Here is a 19,604-nt window from a genome sequence, read left to right on the forward strand (position 1 = left end):
ACCCAATGGCGGATGAAGATGAGCAGGCACAGGCCGGTCGGTCTGGCCTGACAGAAGGGCCGGACGCACAGGAGACGCCCGGCCCGGATACAGCCGCACAGGACGCCCCGGCAGAGGAGGAGACACCCTCTGCCGGGGCCGACGTGCATGAGGGCAGTGATGGTGAAGAGGACGGCCATGCGCTGGACCAGTCCGCCATCGATGCCATGCTGGGCAATGCGTTTTCCGGCTCCGCAATGCGGGAGGAAAGCGGGATGGAACGCATCATCAAGGCCGGTTTCGTGGCCTATGAGCGTATGCCCATGCTGGAGAACGTGTTCGACCGGCTGGTGCGTTTCCTGTCCTCGACATTGCGTGGCTTCACGAATGACAATGTCGACATCACCATGGAGAACATGCGGTCCCTGCGCTTCGGGGACTATATGGGGGAGGTGCCGTCTTCCTCTCTGTTTTCCGTCTTCCGGGCGGAGCCGTGGCAGAATTACGGGCTGGTGGTCGTGGATTCGTCCCTGTCCTATTCCATAGTGGACATACTGATGGGAGGGGAGCGGGGAGCCGGCCCCAAGATCATCGAGAATCGCCCCCACACGGCCCTGGAAAGGGCCCTCATAGAGAAACTGATCGTCATCACGCTGGCGGACCTGTCCGAGGCGTTTGCCCCTGTAGGCAAGGTGGACCTCTCGTTCGAGCGGCTGGAAATCAGCTCCAGCCTTGCGGTGATCGCACGGCCTTCCAATGCGGCCATTGCGGCCCGTTTTCACATCGACATGGGGGACCGCAGCGGGGACATGGACATCGTCATCCCCTATGCCACGTTGGAACCCGTGCGGGAGAAGCTGTCCCAGCAGTTCATGGGTGAGAATTTCGGCAACGATTCCATCTGGGAGAATCACCTCATTTCCGAGATCATGGAAACGAGCGTCACCGTCTCGACCGTGTTCGAGACGGCATCATTTCCGCTGTCACAGATTCTGGCCCTGAAGAAAGGGAGCGTTCTCCATCTTCCCAGCAAGGGGGAGACACCACATCACGTGAGGATGGAATGTGACGGGACACCGATTTTTGAAGGCACTCTGGGGCGGCTGAACCGGATGCAGGCCGTCCGGATCGATCAGAGGCTCATTCCGCTGGAGGATGATCTGACGCCGGAACTTCTGGCCTCTCTCGGTTCCGCCTCGGTGGATCATCATGCAGCGGAGCAGGGGGGACATCATGCTTCTGAAAAATAGTCAGCTCATCATCGAGATCATCCTGATGGTCGTCCTGATCGCCGGGATCATCAGCTCCCGCCTGATCGTCAGGAGGCTGAACGTCATCCGGGAATCCTACAAGGCCCTCAATGAGATGGTGGCCACGCTGGATGCCTCGACGGAACAGATGAACCACATGTTCGAGCGTGTCCGTCATGAGGTCACCCAGGGGGACAGGCGGCTGTCCGTCCTTCTGGAGCGTGCCCGCAATGCCGAGGAAGACCTGACGGACCAGCAGAAGATGACCAGAGAGACGGCCGATTCCCTTGCCGGTCTCCTGGAGCGGTCGGAGCGGCAGGAAGCCGGGCTGGGCAGCACGATGGAGTCGGCCAGGGAGCTGATGCGGCAGCTGGAAGAGGAGATCGTGAGGCAGAAGGAGGCTTTCGAGCAGGCAAAAGCCAGAGTGGAGGAGAGTGCCGTACAGGAGACCGGGGCCGGACCGCATTTCTCGGATGAGATCGCCATGCCGGTACCGGGGCGTCTGCTCAGCCCCCGGCCTTACCTGCGGCAGCGTGCCGGAGGTGGACAGGAATAGGCCATGTCATCATGGTCTATTTTAAGGTCATCCTTGTAAGAAACATGTAAAGTTTCTGTGGTTCTATGCATCTGTCAACGAAACGTCGTTGGTTTTCAATAAAGATGCGCAAGGAGAAAAGACCATGAGTCTTTCCATCAATACCAACCAGTCCTCCATGGTTGCCCTGGAAACGCTGAACACGACACAGAGTGATCTGGCCAGCACGGAAAACGCCGTTTCTACTGGCAAGAAGGTTGCCAATGCTTCCGACAACCCGGCTGCCTTTGGTATTTCTTCCCAGATCGGTGGTGACATTGCTGGCCAGAGTGCCGTCAATGACGGCCTGAGCTACGCTTCCCAGATCGTCAGCTCCACCAACTCTGCTGCCAACAGCATCATCAAGGTCCTTCAGGATGTTCAGAACGCCGTGACCAGCGTCGGCAACAACCTGGGCAACACGACATCCCTCGGCCAGCTCGACAAGGAGCTGACAGGGTACATGAAGACCATCGACACCATCGCCCGCAACGCCACGGTGAAGGGAATCAACCTGCTGGCCGGCGGCACGACAGGCGGAACGGCTGACGGTCTTGGCATCAGTGCCAACCAGCTGACCTTCGTCAGCGGTCTTCAGGGTGACACACAGACACTGACCGGTTACGGCAGCCTCGTCTCCGCCACGACCGGTGCCAAGGGTGCTACCCTGACCGATGTTCTGGGCCTGACAGCCAACGGCACGGCCGGTTCTGACCCGACCGCCAACGTCTTCCTGACGGCCAGTGCCACGGGTGCTTCCCTGGCGTCCAATTCCACCGATCCGAAGGCAGCTGTTTCTGGCATGATCCAGACGGTCCAGAAGGCCATCGTGGCCATGACGAACGTCACGTCTGACCTGGGTTCCAACCAGAAGACCATCGACTCCATGAGTGCCTATGGTCAGAAGTCTTCCGACTCCCTGACGGCAGCATCTGGTGCCCTGACGGATGCCGACATGTCCGCCGAGTCTGCCAAGCTGACCTCCCTGCAGACCAAGCAGTCCCTTGGCATCAAGTCTCTCTCCATTGCCAACGGTCAGTCCCAGAACATCCTGTCCCTGTTCCAGTAATGGGGGATGGTCCGGCCCTCCGGGGTCGGGCTTTTCAGGTAAGGTCATGGAAAACGCCATCGTGGAAACACGGTGGCGTTTTTTCGTGAGGTCTCAGTGAGAGGACGGCTCCCGGGAGGTCACGAGCTTTTCCATGTCGTCCCATGCCGGACCGCAGATGAGGCGGGGCATGAGCTGGGCGGCTTCCTTCATGACGGCAAATATGGCCTTCCTGTACTCCTCCAGATAGTCCGTGAGACGGCTGCCGGGAGACCCCTTGTTGATATCGAGCAGGCCCTGATGATTTTCATGCCAGGGCTTGGAAATGAACAGGAAGTGCTGGACCTTCGGGTCCCTGCGGCCTGCGACGATGTCATGCTGGATGTCCGGGTGGAAATTCATGACCTTGTCGGGGATGAAGGTCATCGGGAAATTCCATCTGAAAGAGAAGAAATACGTTGAATCGTGGAAGACATGGTTGAGGATGCTTTCGCCATGTCCCGGCCAGTCACGCAGGATGAACCGGATGCAGTTGACGCTGTCCTCGTAGTCGATCTCCTTCATGTTGAACAGCATCAGCCCGGCATTGAAGTAGTTCCTGGTATCCTGGATACCCACCTTGATGGTCTCATCTTGCAGTGGAGACCTCACGTCGGGGGGCAGCAGGGTGTTGCGGAAGGCGCAGCGGACGGCCCCTATCTTCTTGTTGGCAGGCATCTGTGGGATGAGGGAGAGAATGTCCCCTGACACGAGCATGTCGGCATCAAGAGAAAAGACGAACTCATAATTCTTCATATATTGCGGGATGAGCAGCGAATAATACATCTCGATCTGCTTCACGTCGTCATCAAGAACACCTGAAAAGGCGTGCTTCATGTTGAGAAAGGAGACTTCCCCGCCAGAGCGGGAGACCATGGCCGTCATGAGGTCCATGGCCTGCTGTTCAAGTTCCTTGTGAAAAATGACGAACTTGATGCGGTCCCTGTAGGAAACCGAGTCCAGAACGGACCGCATGGTGGTGATGGCCGGAATGACGTAGCTGTTGTTTATGGATATGACGATCGGAACGATGGACATGGCGTACTCTTGGAGGCGTGGTCGTGCAGGGGACAGGAAGGGGAAGGGTGGTCGTCATTTCATGGAGAGCAGCGTGTTCCACATGGAGCCGAACATGGCGTGGGGTGCCTGATGTCTGACATCCTGCATGACGGCGGCAGCCGTTTTCCTGTACTCCTGAACGGGCCCATCCATCCGCTCAAGGGCTGTTCCAGCCTCTTCGGGGTTCATGGGACTGGAGAACTGGCAGAGCTTCATGGCGTTCCTGCCTCTGGCCAGCTCCTGGGCCACGGGGTCGTGAAAGGCGTCATCCGGTTCCTGCAGCAGGTCCATCTGGACATTCCATTTCTGCGGGAAGAGATGGCATGATCGGTGGAAGAGGTGGTTCAGGATGGCTTCATCCTGGGCACGCCAGCCTTCGTCAAGCAGCTGGATGCAGGCCTGTCCTTCCACGGGAGAGATGGCCTCCCTGTTGAAGAGAAGCAGGTTGCGGCTGAAATAGTCGCGGGGGTTGTCCAGCCCGAGGACATGTGTGGCTTCATGGTCAAGCCCGTAGAACTGGCCGTACTGTCTGTGACCATGCATCATGCAGCGGACGGCACCGATTTTTCTGTCTTCGGGAAAACCGTCCAGCAGGGTCAGGACATCCCCTCGGACGAAGGAATGGGTGCCAAGACTGAGCACGAAATCTTTTGACGTGAAATATTGCGGGATGAGCAGAGGATAGAGCAGGCTGCTGCGGATGATGTCTCCATAGGCGAACCCGGCCAGGAGGTCGTGCAGGTTCACGAAGGAATGGGCATGGCCGTGCCGTGTCAGAATGTCCTTGACGAGGTTGGTCGCATGTCTGTTCACCCCGTCCGAAAATATCGTGAAGCTGATGTCCTCCTTATATGCCGTGTGCTCCATGACGGACCGGATCGTGATCAGGGTCGGGAGCAGGTTCTCTTCATTCAGGCCCAAGGCAATGGTCATCTGCGGCATGATATGTTCCGTCTCGGGGGAAATGTTCCCTTCCTATAGCAAACGGGCCGTTTTCTATTAAGTAACTTATTACCTTTTCCTTGCGGGGGAGCGGCAGGTCATCAGGAACGGGCCATTCCTCCGCAGGAAGAATGGCCCGTGCTGTCGTTCTGCGGGACTGGAGGTGGCCTCTTCAGGCGATCTCAAATCCCAGACTGTTCAGGGCCTGTTCGGCAAGTACCCTGTCCTGTTCATGGGTGCCGCCGGAGACGCCGATGCCACCGGCCAGTCTGCCGTTCACGAAGAGCGGGCAGCCGCCTCCGACGGTCAGAAGGCGTGGTCTGCTGGCAAGGGGAGCCATGCCCGGGTCCTGCACGATCTGGTTCCAGACATGGGTCGGCTGGCCGAAGGAGGAGGCCGTCCATGCCTTGTCGATGGCGATGTCGACGGTCAGGAAGGCTGCGCCGTCACTCCGGCCGAAAGCCTGGAGATGCCCGCCCGCATCCGTGATGGCGACGGAGACGGGAAGCTGCTGCCGGGCACTTTCTTTCAGGACCGCCTGCACGAGGCCCATGGCGGCCTCATGGCTGACAGTTACGGTATCGTCATGTTTCTGGATGGTCATGGTGTCATTTTCATCAGCTGGCATGTCTGCGTCATGACATGGTTCTGGTCACGGCGGCCATGATCTGCTCCGCACCGGGGATGTAGGCCTTTTCCAGCACGGGTGAGAAGGGTACGGGCGTGTGCGGGGCACTGACCATCTGCGGGGCGGACTTCAGGCTGGTGAAGCACTGCCCGGTGACCCGCGCCACGATGTCGGTGGCCATGTTGCAGCGGGGATGTGCTTCATCAGCCGCCACAAGCCGGCCTGTTTTCTGTACGGACTTCAGGACCGTGGCGATGTCCAGCGGGGAGAGGGTCCGCAGGTCGATGACCTCGGTCTCGATTCCCGTTTCTGCCAGCCGGGTGGCGGCCTCCAGTGCTCGGGGGACCATCGGCCCGTAGGTGACGATGGAGACGTCACGCCCTTCCCTGGCGAGATGGGCCTGCCCGAAGGGGATGGCGTAAGGAGCCTCGGCAACGGGGCCGGTCGTCTCGTAGAGATATTTCGGTTCACAGAAGATTACGGGGCCCCGGTCCCGGATGGCCTCGATCATCAGCCCCTTGGCATCATGCGGCGTGCTGGGGCAGACGACCTTCAGGCCCGGAATGTGGGTGAACATGGCCGTCAGCATCTGGGAGTGCTGCGCCGCACCATTGATGCCCGCCCCGACCATCGTGCGGACGACAAGCGGGATTTCGGCCGTGCCGCCGAACATGTAGCGCATTTTGGCGGCCTGGCTCAGCAGCTGGTCGAAACAGACGCCCATGAAGTCGATGAACGGGACTTCCGCCACGACGGGGAAGCCGGAGAGGGCGGCTCCGACGGCAGCCCCGACATAGGCCATCTCGGTGGGGGGCGCATCAATCACCCGGTCACCATGACGGGTATAGAGCCCCCTGGTGACACCAAGCACGCCACCCCATGTATCCGTTTCTCCCCCAGCATCGACACCACCGGCGGTGTCCTGCCCGAAGATGAGCAGTTTCGGGTCTCTGGCCATTTCCTGATCCAGAGCTTCGGTGATGGCTGATTTCAGCGAGATATGTCTGGTCATGACAGATTTTCCTTCAGATGATGGGTTCAGTAGGAGACGTACACGCCGTCATGGAGTTCATTCAGGGCAGGGTGCGGGGCCTTGAGTGCTTCCTGCACGGAAGCATCGACCAGCTGCTCCACGTCCCGGTCCACTGCTTCCAGTTCCGCCGGGCTGAGGCCTGATGTCCGGGCGAAGCGGCGCAGGCAGTCCCGTTCTTCCCAGGCGTTCTTCACGTCTCCGGCAGGGCGGTAACGCTGGGTGTCTCCCTCAAAATGGCCGTAGAAACGGACGGTCCGGCATTCCAGAAGGACAGGTCCGCCTCCGGCCCGCATTCTGGCGATCAGCTCCCCGGCCGCACGGTAGACGGCGAAGAAATCCAGCCCGTCCACCGTGACGGCAGGCATGCCGAAGCCTCTGGCCCGGTCCTCATAGCTGCTGACGGAGGTTGTCCTGTGCTGTGGTGTGGACTGGGCATAACCGTTGTTCTCCACGACGAACATCAGGGGCAGCTTCCAGACGCTGGCCAGATTCATGCTCTCCAGCACGGCTCCCTCATTCACGCCGCCATCACCACCGAAGACGACGGCAACATGGCCCTTGCCCTCCAATTTGTCGGCGAGGGCGGCACCACAGGCCAGTGGAGCCCCGGCCCCAAGGATGCCATTGGCCCCCAGCATGCCCTTGCTCAGGTCGGCAATGTGCATGGAGCCGCCCTTGCCCTTGCAGATGCCGCCCTGCCGGCCGTGAATTTCCTTCATCATGGCCATGACATCGACACCCTTGGCGATGCAGTGGCCGTGACCACGATGGGTGCTGGCGATCTGGTCCTGATCGGTCAGATGGCTGCAGATGCCGACGGCCACCGCTTCCTGTCCCGCATAGAGATGGGTGAAGCCCGGGACGATGCCAGCCTTGAAGTCCTCATGCAGACGGTTCTCGAACGCACGGATCGTTTTCATGCGCCTGTAGGCGGACAGAAGGGTGTCATGGGATATGTCTGTTTTTCCAGTATGATTCATGACTGTCTCCATAGTGACCTTGATGACGGTTCAACGCCTCGTGGGGTCTGGCGTTACGGCCTTTTCTAGGGTTTCCTCATGGAGGGGCGGTAGAAATATCCTGTGCAAAGCTTGCCTTATTTTCCATAAATTGATGATCCGGCCATCTGCCTAGGCATGAAAAAAACGGGCCGCCTTCCTGGTGGAAGACGGCCCGCTGTCAGGCTGATGAGGCTCTGGTGGGTGGGGTCAGAGATAGTCCGCCAGGGACATGTTCTTCATGTCGGCAATGAGCGAGAAGGAGGCCTTCAGCTGGAGGCTGAGATCCGAGGAGCGTGTGGCCACCTCCGCAAGGTTGACGTCCAGATTGTTGGAAAGCTGCTCCTTTATGGAGAGCTGGACACTGGAATAGATGCCCTGCCGACGGGTCAGGGTGTTCTGCGTGACCCCGATGGTGGTGTTCATGTCGATGAGCTGGTTTGTCGTATCGGTCAGGGAGTTGTGCAACGTGCGGACAAGGTTGCTGAAACCCGGCGTCGTCGTGGACATGCCCTTCATGGAGGTCATGATCATCATGTCCCGCATCAGGTCCCGTATCGGCGAGCCGGTGGAGGTGCTGGAGGACTGGCCGCCCTCCGTGGCGACGACACCGACATTCAGCGTCTCACGGTCGGGACCGATGATGTCCGAGGCACGCTGGTACACGGCCTGGTCCGCCGGCAGGGAAAGGGTGGAGGAGAAGACGCTCATGCTGGTGCTGTTGTCCGCACTGGCGGATGTGGCCTTCGAGAAGATCGTGTCGCTGTTGCTGTCATTCAGCCCGGAGACGAGGCCGGAAATGGTCTGGGCCAGCTGGCTGTCCCCCAGGGTGGAGGGGGTGGCGACAGGAGGCGTGAAGGTGGCGTGGCCGCCGAAGATGTACCCGTTGCCATCCGCCGTGTTGAGGATCGTGCCCAGATTGTTCAGGCCAAGCCGGGCACTGTCAGCCGCCGCACTGGAGGTGGAGCTGAGACTGCCTTCGGAGGACATCATCCCCAGCAGCTGGGTGTTGAGTGACTGGGCCAGATCGGTGATCTGCTTGAGGGCCGTGGAGCTGAGGGAAAGGCGGTTCTGTATGGAGGAGATGTTGCTCTGGTAGGCTCCCAGTTCCGCCAGTTTCGGGCTGAGGGACAGGGTCGTCTGCTGACTGCTGCCCAGCTCCGAGATGCTGGAGGAGACGGTCCCCTGGGAGGTCTGCCAGGCCACCGAACTCTGTTCGGCCTGTATCTGTCTGATGCCTTCGTTGAGGATCAGGCTCGTTCCGGCGGTGCCGTACTGGCCAACGGTCATGCTCATGGGGCTGCGCTCCTGTCATGGTCTGTGGTGGTGGAAGGGTGAGGGGCAGAGACGGCCCGGCCGGTCGGGGACGGGCCGTCATGGATCAGGATTTTTAGTGCACGGCATCCAGCAGCGTGCTGAACATGGACTGCACCATGGAGACGACCTTGGCATTTGCCGAGTACGAGTTCTTCAGCGTCACGATGGCCGCCATCTGGCTGTTCACGTCCACGCCGGACACGCTGGACACCTTCGTGGAGAGGGATGTCTGGATGGACGTGGCCGTGGAGAGGCTGCTGCTCGCCTGGCTGATGACACCGGCCTGGCTGGTTGTCAGGGACGTGGCCAGATCGATGAGGCCGAGCGTTCCTTCATAACCCGTGCTCTGCGTGCCATCCGGCCCGAGGGATGAGGTGGGCGCGGCCAGCCCGCCGGATGTGTAGTCCTGGCTGCTGCTCATGGCCTGTTTCAGCACCGCATTGAGCGTGAAGTTGACATGGCTGTTGTCGGGCCCCGAGGCGGTCAGCAGGGAGGGAGACTGCTGGTAGCTGTCCGACACGGCCAGCTGCGAGGAGAGACCCACCATGCCGTCTGGTGTCGTCCTGTTGGGGGCGGATGACAGGGGCTGGGAGGTCCCGTTGTTGAAGAGGGGGACACCCGCCGCATTGAAGCGGTTGATGAGTGTGTAGCTGAAGGAATCAAGCTGGGCCTGCATCTGCGGGTAGGTCCTGTCCCGCAGGGTCAGGTTGGCTCCCAGCGTGCCGTCCGTCAGATGGGAGGTGATGTCCTTTCCCGCCAGCATGATGCCCGGGACACCTTTGTCGCTGCCATCCGTGGCGTGGTACATGCTGGGGGTGAGGGAGGCTGCCTTGGTGGAAAGAGGCCATGTGGAGCTGGGGGCCTGGAACTGGCCGTCGGGGAGGTTGAGCTGGTCCGGCCGTGTGGGCAGGCGTGTGCCGTCCTGCGTGCTGACGGTCATGTCTCCGTTGGGTTTCTCGGTGAAGGTGACACCAAGTTTGCTGGAAAGACTCTGCATGGCTTCAAGCCGCTTGTTGGCGAGGTCTGCCGTGTCGGCGTGGGAGGTGCGGGCGAGCATGATCTGCTGGGAGAGCTGCCCGATGGTCGTCAGGTCGGTGTTGATGCCGGAGACCGTGCTGGTGATGGCATCCTGCGCTCCCTGCCGCTGGGCCTGATAGACCGAGGACAATGTGTGGATGTTGCTGACCAGCGTCTGGGCGGCAGAAATCACTCCCTGCTGGGAGGCACTGTTCTGTGGCGTGTTTGCAAGGCTGATGAAGGCCGTGCTGACATTCTGGAGATTGTTGGTCAGTGTGCCGATGGTGTTGGCACCGTCGGAGCCTGTCGTCGTGCCCTGCACGGACGAGACGGCAGCCAGCGAGTTGCTGGTCGCCGTGAGGCCGGCGACACGGGCGTTCTGCTGGTAAAGGGCGTCCTGCAACGGTCTGGATATGTTCAGCTGGTTGGGGGCTGATGTCGTCCCCACGCCCAGCCCGGACACCACGGTGGAGGACGTGTTGGCGGTTTCCGAGACATATCCTGGCGTTGAGGCGTTCGTGACGTTGTTGGAAGCCGTCGAAAGTTCGTTCTCAATGGCCTTGAGGCCGGATGTGGCGATATTGAGGGACAGGCCAAGGTCCATAATCTCTACTCCCGGAATGAGGGACTGGCCTGAAGGCCAGAAATGTCAGGATGAGGTCACCTCATCCGGGAGCAGTCTACGGCGTGAAAATTAACCGCAGTTGAACTGAATGCCCATATTTGGCCATTATTCTTGATCCATGTCAAAAACTAGGTCGTGACTTCCGTCGCGATCTTGTCGATGGCATTCAGGCGGCGGGTGAATTCGGTCTGCAGCAGCTGGAAGTTGAGGTCATATTCCCGCTGTGTCCTGATCATGGCCGTCGTCTCCTCCACGGCATTGACGTTGCTGGATTCCAGCATCCCCTGCCGGATCTCCTGTGCCGGAACGGCCCTGAGGTCAGTCTCGTTGGCCGGGCGGAAGAGGTGGTTCCCTTCCGCATGGAGCGTGTTGGGGTTGTCGACTGTCGAGAGGCCCAGACGGGTGATGTCCCCTTTTTCCGTCGAGATGATGCCGTCCGATCCGATGCCGAGAGGCAGTATCTGGTCATCCGGGTTCAGGGTGATGGGCTGACGCTGGTCATCCAGCAGGGGATTCCCGGAAGAATCGACGATGCCACCGTCCCCGCTGCGGTGGAACTGGCCATTGCGGGTCAGCCGGATGCCCTGCTGCGTGCGGACCATGAAATAGCCCGGACCATTGATGGCAAGGTCCAGCGGGTTGCCTGTCTGGCGCAGTTCACCCTGCAGCGTGTCCACATAGGTGGACCGGTCCTGGTTGTATTTCAGGACGTTCTCGCCATTGATCAGGTTGTCCCCATGCTGGCGGGAGAGATAGTCGGAGAAGAGGACACGCTGCTCCTTGAAGCCGTCCGTGCTGCTGTTGGCCAGATTGTTGGCCGTAACCTCAAGCCCTCGTGTCAGTGCATCAATGCGCGAGAGGGCAAGATAACCGGTCACATCCATGAAGGCTGTTTCCTAAAGGCTATGTCATGTTGAAAGATCATCACATGATGTCATTTATCCATGATTATTGAAAGGATTTTTGCTGAAACTGAGCGTTCATGACATGAAATTCGCTAACAGTCCTTTTATTTTGTAAGGCTATTTGTGGAAATATGTCATAATTGACCTTGATAATGGTTTTTGTGTCGGTCTATGGAAAGGCACAATCAATGCGTTTTTGTGCCTGCCATCATCAGGGTGGCCCTGCGTTCCGGAAGGCGCAGGTGATGGCAGAGTCTTGAGGATGTCCATGTTATGCTGAGATCACTTGATGTTGCGTCCACGGGTATGCAGGCTCAGTCCACCAATGTGGAAACCATATCCCACAACATCGCCAACATGACGACGACCGGTTACAAGCGGCGTCGTGCCGAGTTTCAGGACCTGATCTATCAGGACCTCCGCCGGGTCGGGACGATGAGTTCCGACACGGGCTATCGTGTGCCTGCCGGGGCGCAGGTGGGGCTTGGTGTCCGCACGGCAGCCATCTACCGCATCAACGAGCAGGGGACCCTGTCCCAGACGGGCAATGCGCTGGACCTGGCCGTGGAGGGCCGGGGATATTTCCGTATCCTGCTGCCCAATGGTGAATATGCCTATACCCGGGACGGGACATTCTCCCTGTCCCAGGATGGCACGATCGTCACGGCGGACGGCTACCCGTTGACACCGAACATTGCCATCCCGAACAATGCCGAGAACATCACGATCGACCAGACGGGACAGGTACAGTACACCCTCTCCGGGCAGGCGAACTCCCAGGTCGCCGGGCAGATCCAGCTCACGACCTTCCAGAACGAGAACGGTCTGGCCGCAATGGGGCAGAACCTGTTCACCGAGACGACGTCATCCGGCGATCCGGTCATCGGGAATCCGGAAACGACGGGGTTTGGTACCATCCGTCAGGGATTCGTGGAGGAATCGGCCGTCAATGCGGTGACGGAGATTACTGACCTCATCACGGCACAGCGTGCTTACGAGATGAACAGCAAGAGCATCACCGCATCCGACGAGATGCTCCAGACTCTGACGAACCTGCGCTGAGGCTGGGGGACGGCATGGTATCTCTCGGCAGATGTCAGCGGGGCGGGCGGAACCGTCTTCTGGCCTGGTCCCGGCTGGGGATGGTGCTGGCGGGCGGCCTGCTGGCCGGGCATGTCATGGCGGCAACCCTGCGGCCCTCCGGCGTGGTGCATGGGCCTTCCGTCTACCTGTCCGACGTGTTCGACGGGCTGGAACGGGGGCAGGATCGCCTGCTGGGGCCGGCCCCGGCCCCGGGCAAGACCATCACCATCGGTGGAAGCCAGCTCATCGCACTGGCCGACCAGTATGGCGTGGACTGGGATGACCAGTCTTCATCCACCAGCCTGTCCCTGACCCGTGCGGGGCACGTGCTGGGGCGGGATGATTATGCGGCCCTTGTCCGCAGGGCGATCATGCAGGATGGCGGCGGTGGCAGTGTCGTGGTGGACATCACGGGGTTTACGCCCGTCGTGGCCGGAGAGAGCGAGGCTGATCCTGTCAGCCTCCAGAACCTGAATTGGGATCACAAGACCGGCCTGTTCACGGCGACCGTGCAGCCTGCCCACCCGGCGGGAGAAACCGGAGCGGACAGTTTCACGCTGCGGGGAAGCATCAGGCCGGTGCAGCCGGTGATGGTGTATGACCATGCCCTGCCGTCCGGTCACATCATACAGCCGGATGACATGCATATCGACCCGGCCTTTTCAGGCACCGTGCCGCCTCTGGCCCGCTCCCTGCCAGAGTCGGAGCGCATGATCGGTATGGCCCTTGTCCGTACGGTCGGGGCGGGGGAACCTGTGCAGGGGACGGACCTGCGGCGGGCGATCCTCGTTCACCGGGGAGACCCGGTCCTGCTCAGCTACAGCAGCACGGGCATCAGGCTCACCGCCACGGGCCGTGCGTTGGAAGATGGTGGCAGCGGCCAGTTTGTCCATGCCCTCAATCTGGGAAGCCGGATGGTCCTGATCGGCAAGGTGACGGGATCAGGCGAGGTGCGGGTGGATGCGTCCTCCACGGCCATTCCGACTGATTCAGAGGAGGTGAAGCGTCTGGGCGTGAGCAGCCTGCTGCTGGACGGGAGTCGCCCATGATCCAGTCATGCCGCAAAGGTCTTTCGATGATGGCCCTCGTGACATTCCTGACCGGGCTGACCGGCTGCATGGGAGCAGGCATGATGAGCGAGCTGGGGCATCTTCCCCGCATGACACGGACGGCCGACCCCACACAGGCACCGGATTATCGGCCCGTGACCATGCCCAGCCCGCCTCTTCAGGCCCCTCCGACCGAGGCGGGAAGCCTCTGGCGGCCCGGGAGCCGGGCCTTCTTCAAGGACCAGCGGGCGGCACAGGCCGGTGATCTCCTGACGGTGAAGATACAGGTGGCCGATACGGCCAACGTGACCAACAACACGACGGCGTCCGGCAGCGGGGCTGAGGTGTTTGGCATCCCCAGCCTGTTCGGCTTCAAGGGCAATGCCTTGTCGCATCTGACCAGTGCCGATGCGCTCCAGACGAACAGTTCCAGTTCCAACAATGGGGCCGGGACGATCCGGCGCATTGACACGGTCACGCTGACCCTGGCGGGCGTGATCACGCAGGTGCTGCCCAATGGCAATTTCGTGGTCGTGGCCCGGCAGGAAGTGCGGGTGAATGGTGAGCTGCGGCAGATCATGGTCAGTGGTGTCGTGCGGCCGCAGGACATCTCGGAAGACAACGTGGTGACGCATGACCGCATCGCCGAGGCTCGGATCTCCTATGGCGGGCGTGGTCAGCTCTCGCAGTACCAGCAGCCCCGTTATGGCCAGAAGGTGCTCGACAGTGTTCTTCCATTCTGATCCCTTTATGGAATGACATGAAGGTTTAAGAAGGTTAACAGTGCGTTCAACGGGATAGTTCCTGATATTATGTCTTAAATTGGCCTTGTTTCATCATCCGAATCATGGCCATGATCGTGGCGCACAGATGAAGGAATAGCGAATGTCTGATTCAAAACAGCAGGACGGTTTCATCCCCAATGGCCTCGTCGTGGAAAATCTCTGCGGTACCCTGGACGGGACCCTGCGTATTGCCGGTGAGGTGGAGCATGTCGAACTCCAGGGGGGACAGCTCTGCATCACCGACACGGGCGTGATGAAGGATGGCCGGGTCGAGGCTGAATCCGTCATCATTGACGGTCACGTGTCCAGTGTGACCTTCACCACGCCCCGGCTTTCTGCCGGTGCCGGTGCCCGCATCTCGGACTGCGTGATCGAGATGGGCAACCCGACAGGGTGTGCCATCCATGAAGATGCGTCCTTTGAGGGTGACGTGCGCATTTCCGTGTCCCGCAGGAGTGGTGCCGGTGCCGCCGGGGAGACGCCCCGGGCCAGCATCCCGGCTGGTGATGACGAGCCTGATCCGCACTGGCCGACCCAGACGCCGGACATCAGCGAGGCGAACCAGGATGCCGACATTCCGCTGGGGGGCTGATGTTCGGGTCATGCTTTCGTTGGCGTACGGGACGGTGGCCGATCATCATGGTCATGGCCCTGCTCGGTGCGCTCCCGGTCATGGTTCATGCCGCTTCCGCAACGGAAGTTGGTGTGAGTCCCGCCGAGGAGCAGGTGCAGGAGCAGCAGCGCATTCTTGGCTCGGCCCGTAAGGCACTGGAGATGCGCTTTCATCTGCTGGACCAGTCCCGGGCCATGCTGTCCGACCATGTGGACAACCACAAGCTGGTTCCGCAGGATGCCGCCGCCCGGCTGGTGGGCATCTACGAGGCCATGCGCCCCCGTGAGGCGGCTGCGGTGTTCGACGTGATGGACCCGCATGTGCTGATCGCCATTGCGACCTCCATGAACATCCGCAAGCTCTCCGGCATCATGGCGCACATGACGCCGGACCGGGTGAACATGGTGTCCCAGTATCTCGTGGGAGTACGGCATTTTCATCATGCCGTTCTCTCCGTTCCGGTCCTGCTGAACGGGACGGGCGTGATTCTGTCGTCCGGGCAGGAGGGGACGTCCGATTCCGGCACGCTGCAACAGGTGCATTATGAGACCATGTCCCAGCATGGGCCTCTTCTGCCATCCCGGCAGTGAGAGACCGGTCATGAGAGAGAAACGAACGATGAGGCGGTATCATTCCGGCAGGGGGATGTGGAGGCACATGCTGGTCATGCTGCCCCTGTGTGCGGGGCTGTCAGCCTGTGCCCCCGATTACATGGTCAGCAGGCTGACCGGGAGGGAGTGTCAGGCAGGGTATCTGGAGGAAGGCGAGGACTGGTGCAACCCGCCGGAACGTACGCCACCGCCCCAGCCTTACTGCACGCAGAGCTGGAACGGCGTGGACTGCTGGGCACGACCGGAGCTGACGCCCAACATGGCGCATGAAGTCTATGAAGGGCCACGGGGCCTGACCACCCAGCAGAATGCCAACCGTCTCATGATGCCGGAAGGCAGGGTTCCGCCCTCCGGTTCCTATTATGCACGGTGAAGTCTTAACATAAGGAGAGTGTTCATGATTATCCTTATGAATGACTTTACATGCCATCTTACTCAAGGTTAGTTGAGGCAGTCCGTCGTCCTCTTTCCAGCAGGGCAGATCATGGTGAACATCCGGAAGTGGCACGGGCCGTCTCCGGGGTGAAAGCAGCAGGTAGATACCCTTCATATGCAGTTCGATAAGCTCCGTTTGCCGAAGATTATGGAAGGGCTGAAGAGTCTGGGCCGCATGAGGCTCATTGCCCTGGGGCTTGTCGGTGCGCTCCTGTTTCTTTCATTGGGTGTGATCGCCTTTCACAACCGGTCGGCCCCCATGTCCCTGCTCTATGGCGACCTGGAACTCAATGAAGCGGCCGAGATGGTCGATGACCTGACAAAGGCGCACATTCCCACGACGACCGGGCCGGACGGGCGCAGCCTGTATGTTCCGGCCAATGACGTGGCGCAGGCACGCCTCCTTCTGGCCAAGGCCGGCCTGCCCGGTGGGGGAGCCGTGGGGTATGAGCTGTTCGACAGGAGCGGCACGCTCACCAGCACCCAGTTCGAGCAGGGGATTGATGAGACCCGTGCGCTGGAAGGGGAGCTGGAGCGGTCCATCCGTCTGATTCATGGCGTGCGCAACGTGCGGGTGCATCTTGTCCTGCCCCACCGTGACCTGTTCTCCACGGAGACGAACCCGTCCCAGGCCAGCGTGATACTGGATGTCGGCCGGTCCGGTGCCGTGTCCGAGGACGCCATTGCGGCCATCCAGAATCTGGTGTCGGCGGCCGTGCCGGGGCTGCGGACGCATGGCATTTCCATCGTGGATACACGGGGCGACGTTCTGGCCCGTCCGGGTGATCCTGACAGCCTTGCCGGAGAAGAATCGTCGCTGGAAAAGCAGCGTCACTCCGAGGAGCAGCGTCTGGCCCAGGCCGTGGAAGACATCCTGACACCCACGCTTGGCATGGGGCATGTACGTGCCCGGGCCGCCGTGACGATGAACACGGACATCATCCATGAAACGGATGAATCCTACGACCCCAACCAGCAGGTCCTGCGGTCCCAGAGCACGAGTTCCGACAAGAGTGCCAATACCGAGGCCAACCAGAACACCAGCGTGGGCAACAACCTGCCGAACGCCAATGCCGGGAACAACCGCACCGGCTCCAGCGAGGAGCGGACGGACGAGACGAACAATTACGAGATCGGCAAGCGGACCCGTGTCATCAACCAGACACGCCCCCGGGTGTCCCGCATCAGCCTGGCCGTCATGGTGGATGGCACCGTCACGGCGGACAAGAATGGCAAGCCTTCGTGGAAACCTCTGGATGAGGCGGAGGTCAGACGTCTGACCCAGCTCGTCCAGACGGCCATCGGCTATGACAGGAGTCGGGGGGATGAGGTCAACGTGGTGTCCATGCCTTTCCGTGTGGATGGCGGTGCCGACCTGCCGCATGAGGACACGCCGTTCTTCACCCGTGACATGATCATCTATCTGGCCGAGTGGATCGTGCCCATACTTCTCGTTCTGGGGGCGGCCGCCATGCTGCTGGGACCGATCCTGCGGCGTGCCCGCAAGGGAGCGGAGGATGAGACCGCCGCCGGGGCCGAAGGGGCTGGCTTGGGTGGTGCCGGGGCAGCCGGTGAGGCTGCCGCCGGTGAGGGTGGCCGGAGTGACCGGATCAGCGTGGACGGTGTTGAAGGCGAGATGCGCCGCGAGGCTCTGGCCCGTGTCATGCAGCGTGTCGAGGAAAATCCTGACGATGCGGTCGCCGTTGTCCGCAACTGGCTGGCAGAGCCTGAGCCTCCCAAGACAGAAAGCTGAGGAGACGCAATCATGGCAGAACAGGGTATTTCTGGCGGGGCGGGAAATGAGGCCCTGCCGCCTGACGCAACCCCGCCCAGCCTGACGGCAGGAATGGGAGGCAGCCGGAAGGCGGCCATCCTGATGCTGGCGATCGGGCAGGAAAAGTCCGCCCGCATCTTCCGGTCCCTCCAGGAGGATGAGGTCCGGGACATCTCGAAGGCCATGGCCTCGCTGGGGCTGGTCAAGGCGTCCCTGGTGGAGGCGGTCTGCAATGAGTTCTCGCAGAAATTCGCCAGCTCGGACGGTTTCGTCGGCAGTTACGAGACGACGGAAGATTACCTGAAGCGTGCCCTTCCCGCCGAGATGGTCGAGAAGATCATGGAGGACATCAGGGGACCTTCAGGCCGAAGCGTCTGGGCCAAGATGGGCAACATGCCGGAGACCGCTCTGGCCAACTATCTGCGCAACGAGCAGCCACAGACGGTCGCCGTCATTCTCAGCTACATTTCACCGGCGCATGTGGCCCGTGTCCTGTCGCTGTTCCCGGAGGAATTTGCCACGGATGTCATCATGCGCATCCTGCACATGAGTCCGGTCAGCAAGGACGTGCTGGAGAGCCTGGAGATGACCCTCCGCAAGGAACTCATCACTGCCTTTGGCCGCTCCACCAAGCGGGACAGCTATGCCTTCGTGGCGGAGGTGTACAACAACTTTGACCGCAAGACGGAAGCCAGCCTGACGGAACAGCTCGGCCGCCGCAGTGAGGAGGACATGGAGAAGGTGAACAAGCTGAAGTTCACCTTCGACGACATCAAGCGTCTGACGCCGGATGACATGATGCGTGTCATGGCGGCCATCAACCGTGACGGTGAGGCCAAGAGCCGTCTTCCGCTGGCCCTCAAGGGAGCCAACGAGAGCATCCGCCAGCTCTTTTTCGGGTGTGTGTCCAAGCGTGCGGCGGGTCTCATGGAGGACGAGATCAGGGGGCTGGGTGCCGTGCGTCTGCGTGATGCCGAGGCGGCCCAGATGGAGCTGATCACGCTCATCAAGAACATGGCCAATGATGGTGAGATCGACATTTCGCCATCTTCGTCTGATGACGAGATCATCGAATGAGACCGGGGGGGGATGACGTGCAGCATCCTGCGGACCCGGCCATGTCGTCCTCTCTGGCCGGGAGCAGAGCCTTCAGCGAGAGCCTCGAGGATTTCTCCCGTCATGATCCGGTCGTGGCCGAGACGGAAGAGATGGAGGACGGGGAGGACATGCCCGAACCGGACCCCGTCATCTCGCTCCACCCTGACGAGCTGGAACGGCTGAAGAGCGAGGCTTACCAGCAGGGGCACGAGGCGGGAGGTCAGGAGGCGGAGCGGCGGCTCTCCGGCCAGATGGCCGACTCTGTCAGGCAGGTCCTCGCCTTCATGAAGGAAGAGGAGACCCGCCGTCACGGGCTGGTGACAGGGATGGCCGACATGTTCGTCCAGAGCCTCTGCCAGACGGTGGAGGAGCTGGTGTCCGGTGACCTGTCCCGCACGAAACTGGCCGCCGATCTGGTTGAGGAAGCTGCCGCACTGGTCCGGCGTTGCGAGGGACCGGTCCGTGTCAGCTGCGCCGCAGATGATGCGGATGGCCTGAAGGAGGCTCTGGATGGCCTGAAGGACGTGTCCCTGCATGTGGACGAGGACCGGCAGGCCGGAACCCTCGTGGCCTCGGTGGGTGAGACATGCCTCACGCTGGACCGGCACGGCTGGGCGGAGACGGTCCGCCAGCGGGTCGCCGAGGCCATGCAGGCCCTGACATGCCCGCCAGCCCCGGCGGGCCAGCCCGAGGCCGGGCATTCCCCGGATGAACAGACAGCACAGCACGAAGGAGACTGAAG

Annotated in this window: 20 protein-coding genes; 12 read left to right on the top strand and 8 right to left on the bottom strand. The window is 61.0% G+C overall.

Annotated features, from left to right (window positions below; all coding sequences use genetic code 11):
* The first annotated feature begins 5 nt into the window (after positions 1 to 5).
* The 3 genes from fliM (at position 6) to CPA56_RS05480 (ending at position 2,872) form a co-directional block, all read left to right on the top strand.
* The gene (gene fliM / locus CPA56_RS05470) at positions 6 to 1,229 is read left to right on the top strand and encodes a flagellar motor switch protein FliM (RefSeq protein ID WP_182041027.1); all 1,224 of its coding nucleotides are present in this window, start codon (positions 6 to 8) and stop codon (positions 1,227 to 1,229) included.
* On the top strand, positions 1,213 to 1,785 hold the full coding sequence (locus tag CPA56_RS05475) for a hypothetical protein (RefSeq protein ID WP_182041028.1): 573 nt from the start codon (positions 1,213 to 1,215) through the stop codon (positions 1,783 to 1,785). Before fliM ends, CPA56_RS05475 begins: the two co-directional genes overlap by 17 nt.
* A gap of 124 nt (positions 1,786 to 1,909) precedes the next feature.
* Positions 1,910 to 2,872: a flagellin gene (locus CPA56_RS05480; RefSeq protein ID WP_182041029.1), complete on the top strand. Its 963-nt coding sequence runs from the start codon at positions 1,910 to 1,912 to the stop codon at positions 2,870 to 2,872.
* A gap of 93 nt (positions 2,873 to 2,965) precedes the next feature.
* Here CPA56_RS05480 and CPA56_RS05485 read toward each other — a convergent pair whose 3' ends face one another.
* The 8 genes from CPA56_RS05485 to flgF form a co-directional block, all read right to left on the bottom strand.
* The gene (locus CPA56_RS05485; RefSeq protein ID WP_182041030.1) at positions 2,966 to 3,928 is read right to left on the bottom strand and encodes a glycosyltransferase family 8 protein; all 963 of its coding nucleotides are present in this window, start codon (positions 3,926 to 3,928) and stop codon (positions 2,966 to 2,968) included.
* Positions 3,929 to 3,982: 54 nt separating this feature from the next.
* Positions 3,983 to 4,891, bottom strand: coding sequence for a glycosyltransferase (locus CPA56_RS05490; protein WP_182041031.1), 909 nt, complete (start codon positions 4,889 to 4,891; stop codon positions 3,983 to 3,985).
* Between the two features lie 172 nt (positions 4,892 to 5,063).
* The gene (locus CPA56_RS05495; RefSeq protein ID WP_229707438.1) at positions 5,064 to 5,519 is read right to left on the bottom strand and encodes a GlcG/HbpS family heme-binding protein; all 456 of its coding nucleotides are present in this window, start codon (positions 5,517 to 5,519) and stop codon (positions 5,064 to 5,066) included.
* Between the two features lie 7 nt (positions 5,520 to 5,526).
* Positions 5,527 to 6,531 carry an alpha-ketoacid dehydrogenase subunit beta gene (locus tag CPA56_RS05500; protein WP_182041032.1) on the bottom strand — a complete coding sequence of 335 codons (1,005 nt, stop codon included), beginning with the start codon at positions 6,529 to 6,531 and terminating at the stop codon, positions 5,527 to 5,529.
* A 26-nt stretch (positions 6,532 to 6,557) separates the two neighbouring features.
* Complete coding sequence (locus CPA56_RS05505; protein WP_326831303.1) at positions 6,558 to 7,472, bottom strand: thiamine pyrophosphate-dependent dehydrogenase E1 component subunit alpha; 915 nt, start codon at positions 7,470 to 7,472, stop codon at positions 6,558 to 6,560.
* 288 nt (positions 7,473 to 7,760) lie between these two features.
* A complete protein-coding gene (locus tag CPA56_RS05510; RefSeq protein ID WP_182041034.1) occupies positions 7,761 to 8,846 on the bottom strand; it encodes a flagellin in 1,086 nt (361 codons plus the stop codon).
* 94 nt (positions 8,847 to 8,940) lie between these two features.
* The gene (flgK, locus tag CPA56_RS05515; protein ID WP_182041035.1) at positions 8,941 to 10,488 is read right to left on the bottom strand and encodes a flagellar hook-associated protein FlgK; all 1,548 of its coding nucleotides are present in this window, start codon (positions 10,486 to 10,488) and stop codon (positions 8,941 to 8,943) included.
* Between the two features lie 149 nt (positions 10,489 to 10,637).
* A complete protein-coding gene (flgF, locus tag CPA56_RS05520) occupies positions 10,638 to 11,393 on the bottom strand; it encodes a flagellar basal-body rod protein FlgF (protein ID WP_182041036.1) in 756 nt (251 codons plus the stop codon).
* Between the two features lie 294 nt (positions 11,394 to 11,687).
* On the opposite strand from flgF, the gene flgG reads away from it, so the two are divergent.
* The 9 genes from flgG to CPA56_RS05565 all read left to right on the top strand — a co-directional run bounded on the left by flgG (position 11,688) and on the right by CPA56_RS05565 (position 19,602).
* Positions 11,688 to 12,476, top strand: a complete 789-nt coding sequence (gene flgG, locus CPA56_RS05525; protein WP_182041037.1) for a flagellar basal-body rod protein FlgG — start codon at positions 11,688 to 11,690, stop codon at positions 12,474 to 12,476.
* Between the two features lie 14 nt (positions 12,477 to 12,490).
* Positions 12,491 to 13,546 carry a flagellar basal body P-ring formation chaperone FlgA gene (flgA, locus tag CPA56_RS05530; RefSeq protein ID WP_182041038.1) on the top strand — a complete coding sequence of 352 codons (1,056 nt, stop codon included), beginning with the start codon at positions 12,491 to 12,493 and terminating at the stop codon, positions 13,544 to 13,546.
* Positions 13,543 to 14,289: a flagellar basal body L-ring protein FlgH gene (gene flgH / locus CPA56_RS05535; RefSeq protein WP_182041039.1), complete on the top strand. Its 747-nt coding sequence runs from the start codon at positions 13,543 to 13,545 to the stop codon at positions 14,287 to 14,289. The genes flgA and flgH overlap by 4 nt, the downstream gene beginning before the upstream one ends.
* 142 nt (positions 14,290 to 14,431) lie before the next feature.
* Positions 14,432 to 14,923 carry a bactofilin family protein gene (locus CPA56_RS05540; protein ID WP_182041040.1) on the top strand — a complete coding sequence of 164 codons (492 nt, stop codon included), beginning with the start codon at positions 14,432 to 14,434 and terminating at the stop codon, positions 14,921 to 14,923.
* Positions 14,923 to 15,534 carry a MotE family protein gene (locus tag CPA56_RS05545; protein ID WP_182041041.1) on the top strand — a complete coding sequence of 204 codons (612 nt, stop codon included), beginning with the start codon at positions 14,923 to 14,925 and terminating at the stop codon, positions 15,532 to 15,534. Before CPA56_RS05540 ends, CPA56_RS05545 begins: the two co-directional genes overlap by 1 nt.
* Positions 15,535 to 15,544: 10 nt before the next feature.
* Positions 15,545 to 15,928: a hypothetical protein gene (locus tag CPA56_RS05550; RefSeq protein ID WP_229707439.1), complete on the top strand. Its 384-nt coding sequence runs from the start codon at positions 15,545 to 15,547 to the stop codon at positions 15,926 to 15,928.
* A gap of 210 nt (positions 15,929 to 16,138) precedes the next feature.
* Positions 16,139 to 17,743, top strand: coding sequence for a flagellar basal-body MS-ring/collar protein FliF (gene fliF / locus CPA56_RS05555; protein ID WP_268235088.1), 1,605 nt, complete (start codon positions 16,139 to 16,141; stop codon positions 17,741 to 17,743).
* Between the two features lie 12 nt (positions 17,744 to 17,755).
* Positions 17,756 to 18,841, top strand: coding sequence for a flagellar motor switch protein FliG (locus tag CPA56_RS05560; protein ID WP_182041042.1), 1,086 nt, complete (start codon positions 17,756 to 17,758; stop codon positions 18,839 to 18,841).
* Between the two features lie 17 nt (positions 18,842 to 18,858).
* The gene (locus tag CPA56_RS05565) at positions 18,859 to 19,602 is read left to right on the top strand and encodes a FliH/SctL family protein (RefSeq protein ID WP_182041043.1); all 744 of its coding nucleotides are present in this window, start codon (positions 18,859 to 18,861) and stop codon (positions 19,600 to 19,602) included.
* Positions 19,603 to 19,604 lie beyond the last annotated feature (2 nt).

The sequence above is a fragment of the Bombella mellum genome (genome assembly GCF_014048465.1).
Taxonomy (GTDB): domain Bacteria; phylum Pseudomonadota; class Alphaproteobacteria; order Acetobacterales; family Acetobacteraceae; genus Bombella; species Bombella mellum.

Bases quoted from the DNA above. Each gene is read 5' to 3' on its own strand.
- fliM (WP_182041027.1), top strand. From the start codon at position 6: ATGGCGGATGAAGATGAGCAGGCACAGGCCGGTCGGTCTGGCCTGACA.
- CPA56_RS05475 (WP_182041028.1), top strand. From the start codon at position 1,213: ATGCTTCTGAAAAATAGTCAGCTCATCATCGAGATCATCCTGATGGTC.
- CPA56_RS05480 (WP_182041029.1), top strand. From the start codon at position 1,910: ATGAGTCTTTCCATCAATACCAACCAGTCCTCCATGGTTGCCCTGGAA.
- CPA56_RS05485 (WP_182041030.1), bottom strand. From the start codon at position 3,928: ATGTCCATCGTTCCGATCGTCATATCCATAAACAACAGCTACGTCATT.
- CPA56_RS05490 (WP_182041031.1), bottom strand. From the start codon at position 4,891: ATGCCGCAGATGACCATTGCCTTGGGCCTGAATGAAGAGAACCTGCTC.
- CPA56_RS05495 (WP_229707438.1), bottom strand. From the start codon at position 5,519: ATGCCAGCTGATGAAAATGACACCATGACCATCCAGAAACATGACGAT.
- CPA56_RS05500 (WP_182041032.1), bottom strand. From the start codon at position 6,531: ATGACCAGACATATCTCGCTGAAATCAGCCATCACCGAAGCTCTGGAT.
- CPA56_RS05505 (WP_326831303.1), bottom strand. From the start codon at position 7,472: ATGAAAACGATCCGTGCGTTCGAGAACCGTCTGCATGAGGACTTCAAG.
- CPA56_RS05510 (WP_182041034.1), bottom strand. From the start codon at position 8,846: ATGAGCATGACCGTTGGCCAGTACGGCACCGCCGGAACGAGCCTGATC.
- flgK (WP_182041035.1), bottom strand. From the start codon at position 10,488: ATGGACCTTGGCCTGTCCCTCAATATCGCCACATCCGGCCTCAAGGCC.
- flgF (WP_182041036.1), bottom strand. From the start codon at position 11,393: ATGGATGTGACCGGTTATCTTGCCCTCTCGCGCATTGATGCACTGACA.
- flgG (WP_182041037.1), top strand. From the start codon at position 11,688: ATGCTGAGATCACTTGATGTTGCGTCCACGGGTATGCAGGCTCAGTCC.
- flgA (WP_182041038.1), top strand. From the start codon at position 12,491: ATGGTATCTCTCGGCAGATGTCAGCGGGGCGGGCGGAACCGTCTTCTG.
- flgH (WP_182041039.1), top strand. From the start codon at position 13,543: ATGATCCAGTCATGCCGCAAAGGTCTTTCGATGATGGCCCTCGTGACA.
- CPA56_RS05540 (WP_182041040.1), top strand. From the start codon at position 14,432: ATGTCTGATTCAAAACAGCAGGACGGTTTCATCCCCAATGGCCTCGTC.
- CPA56_RS05545 (WP_182041041.1), top strand. From the start codon at position 14,923: ATGTTCGGGTCATGCTTTCGTTGGCGTACGGGACGGTGGCCGATCATC.
- CPA56_RS05550 (WP_229707439.1), top strand. From the start codon at position 15,545: ATGAGAGAGAAACGAACGATGAGGCGGTATCATTCCGGCAGGGGGATG.
- fliF (WP_268235088.1), top strand. From the start codon at position 16,139: ATGGAAGGGCTGAAGAGTCTGGGCCGCATGAGGCTCATTGCCCTGGGG.
- CPA56_RS05560 (WP_182041042.1), top strand. From the start codon at position 17,756: ATGGCAGAACAGGGTATTTCTGGCGGGGCGGGAAATGAGGCCCTGCCG.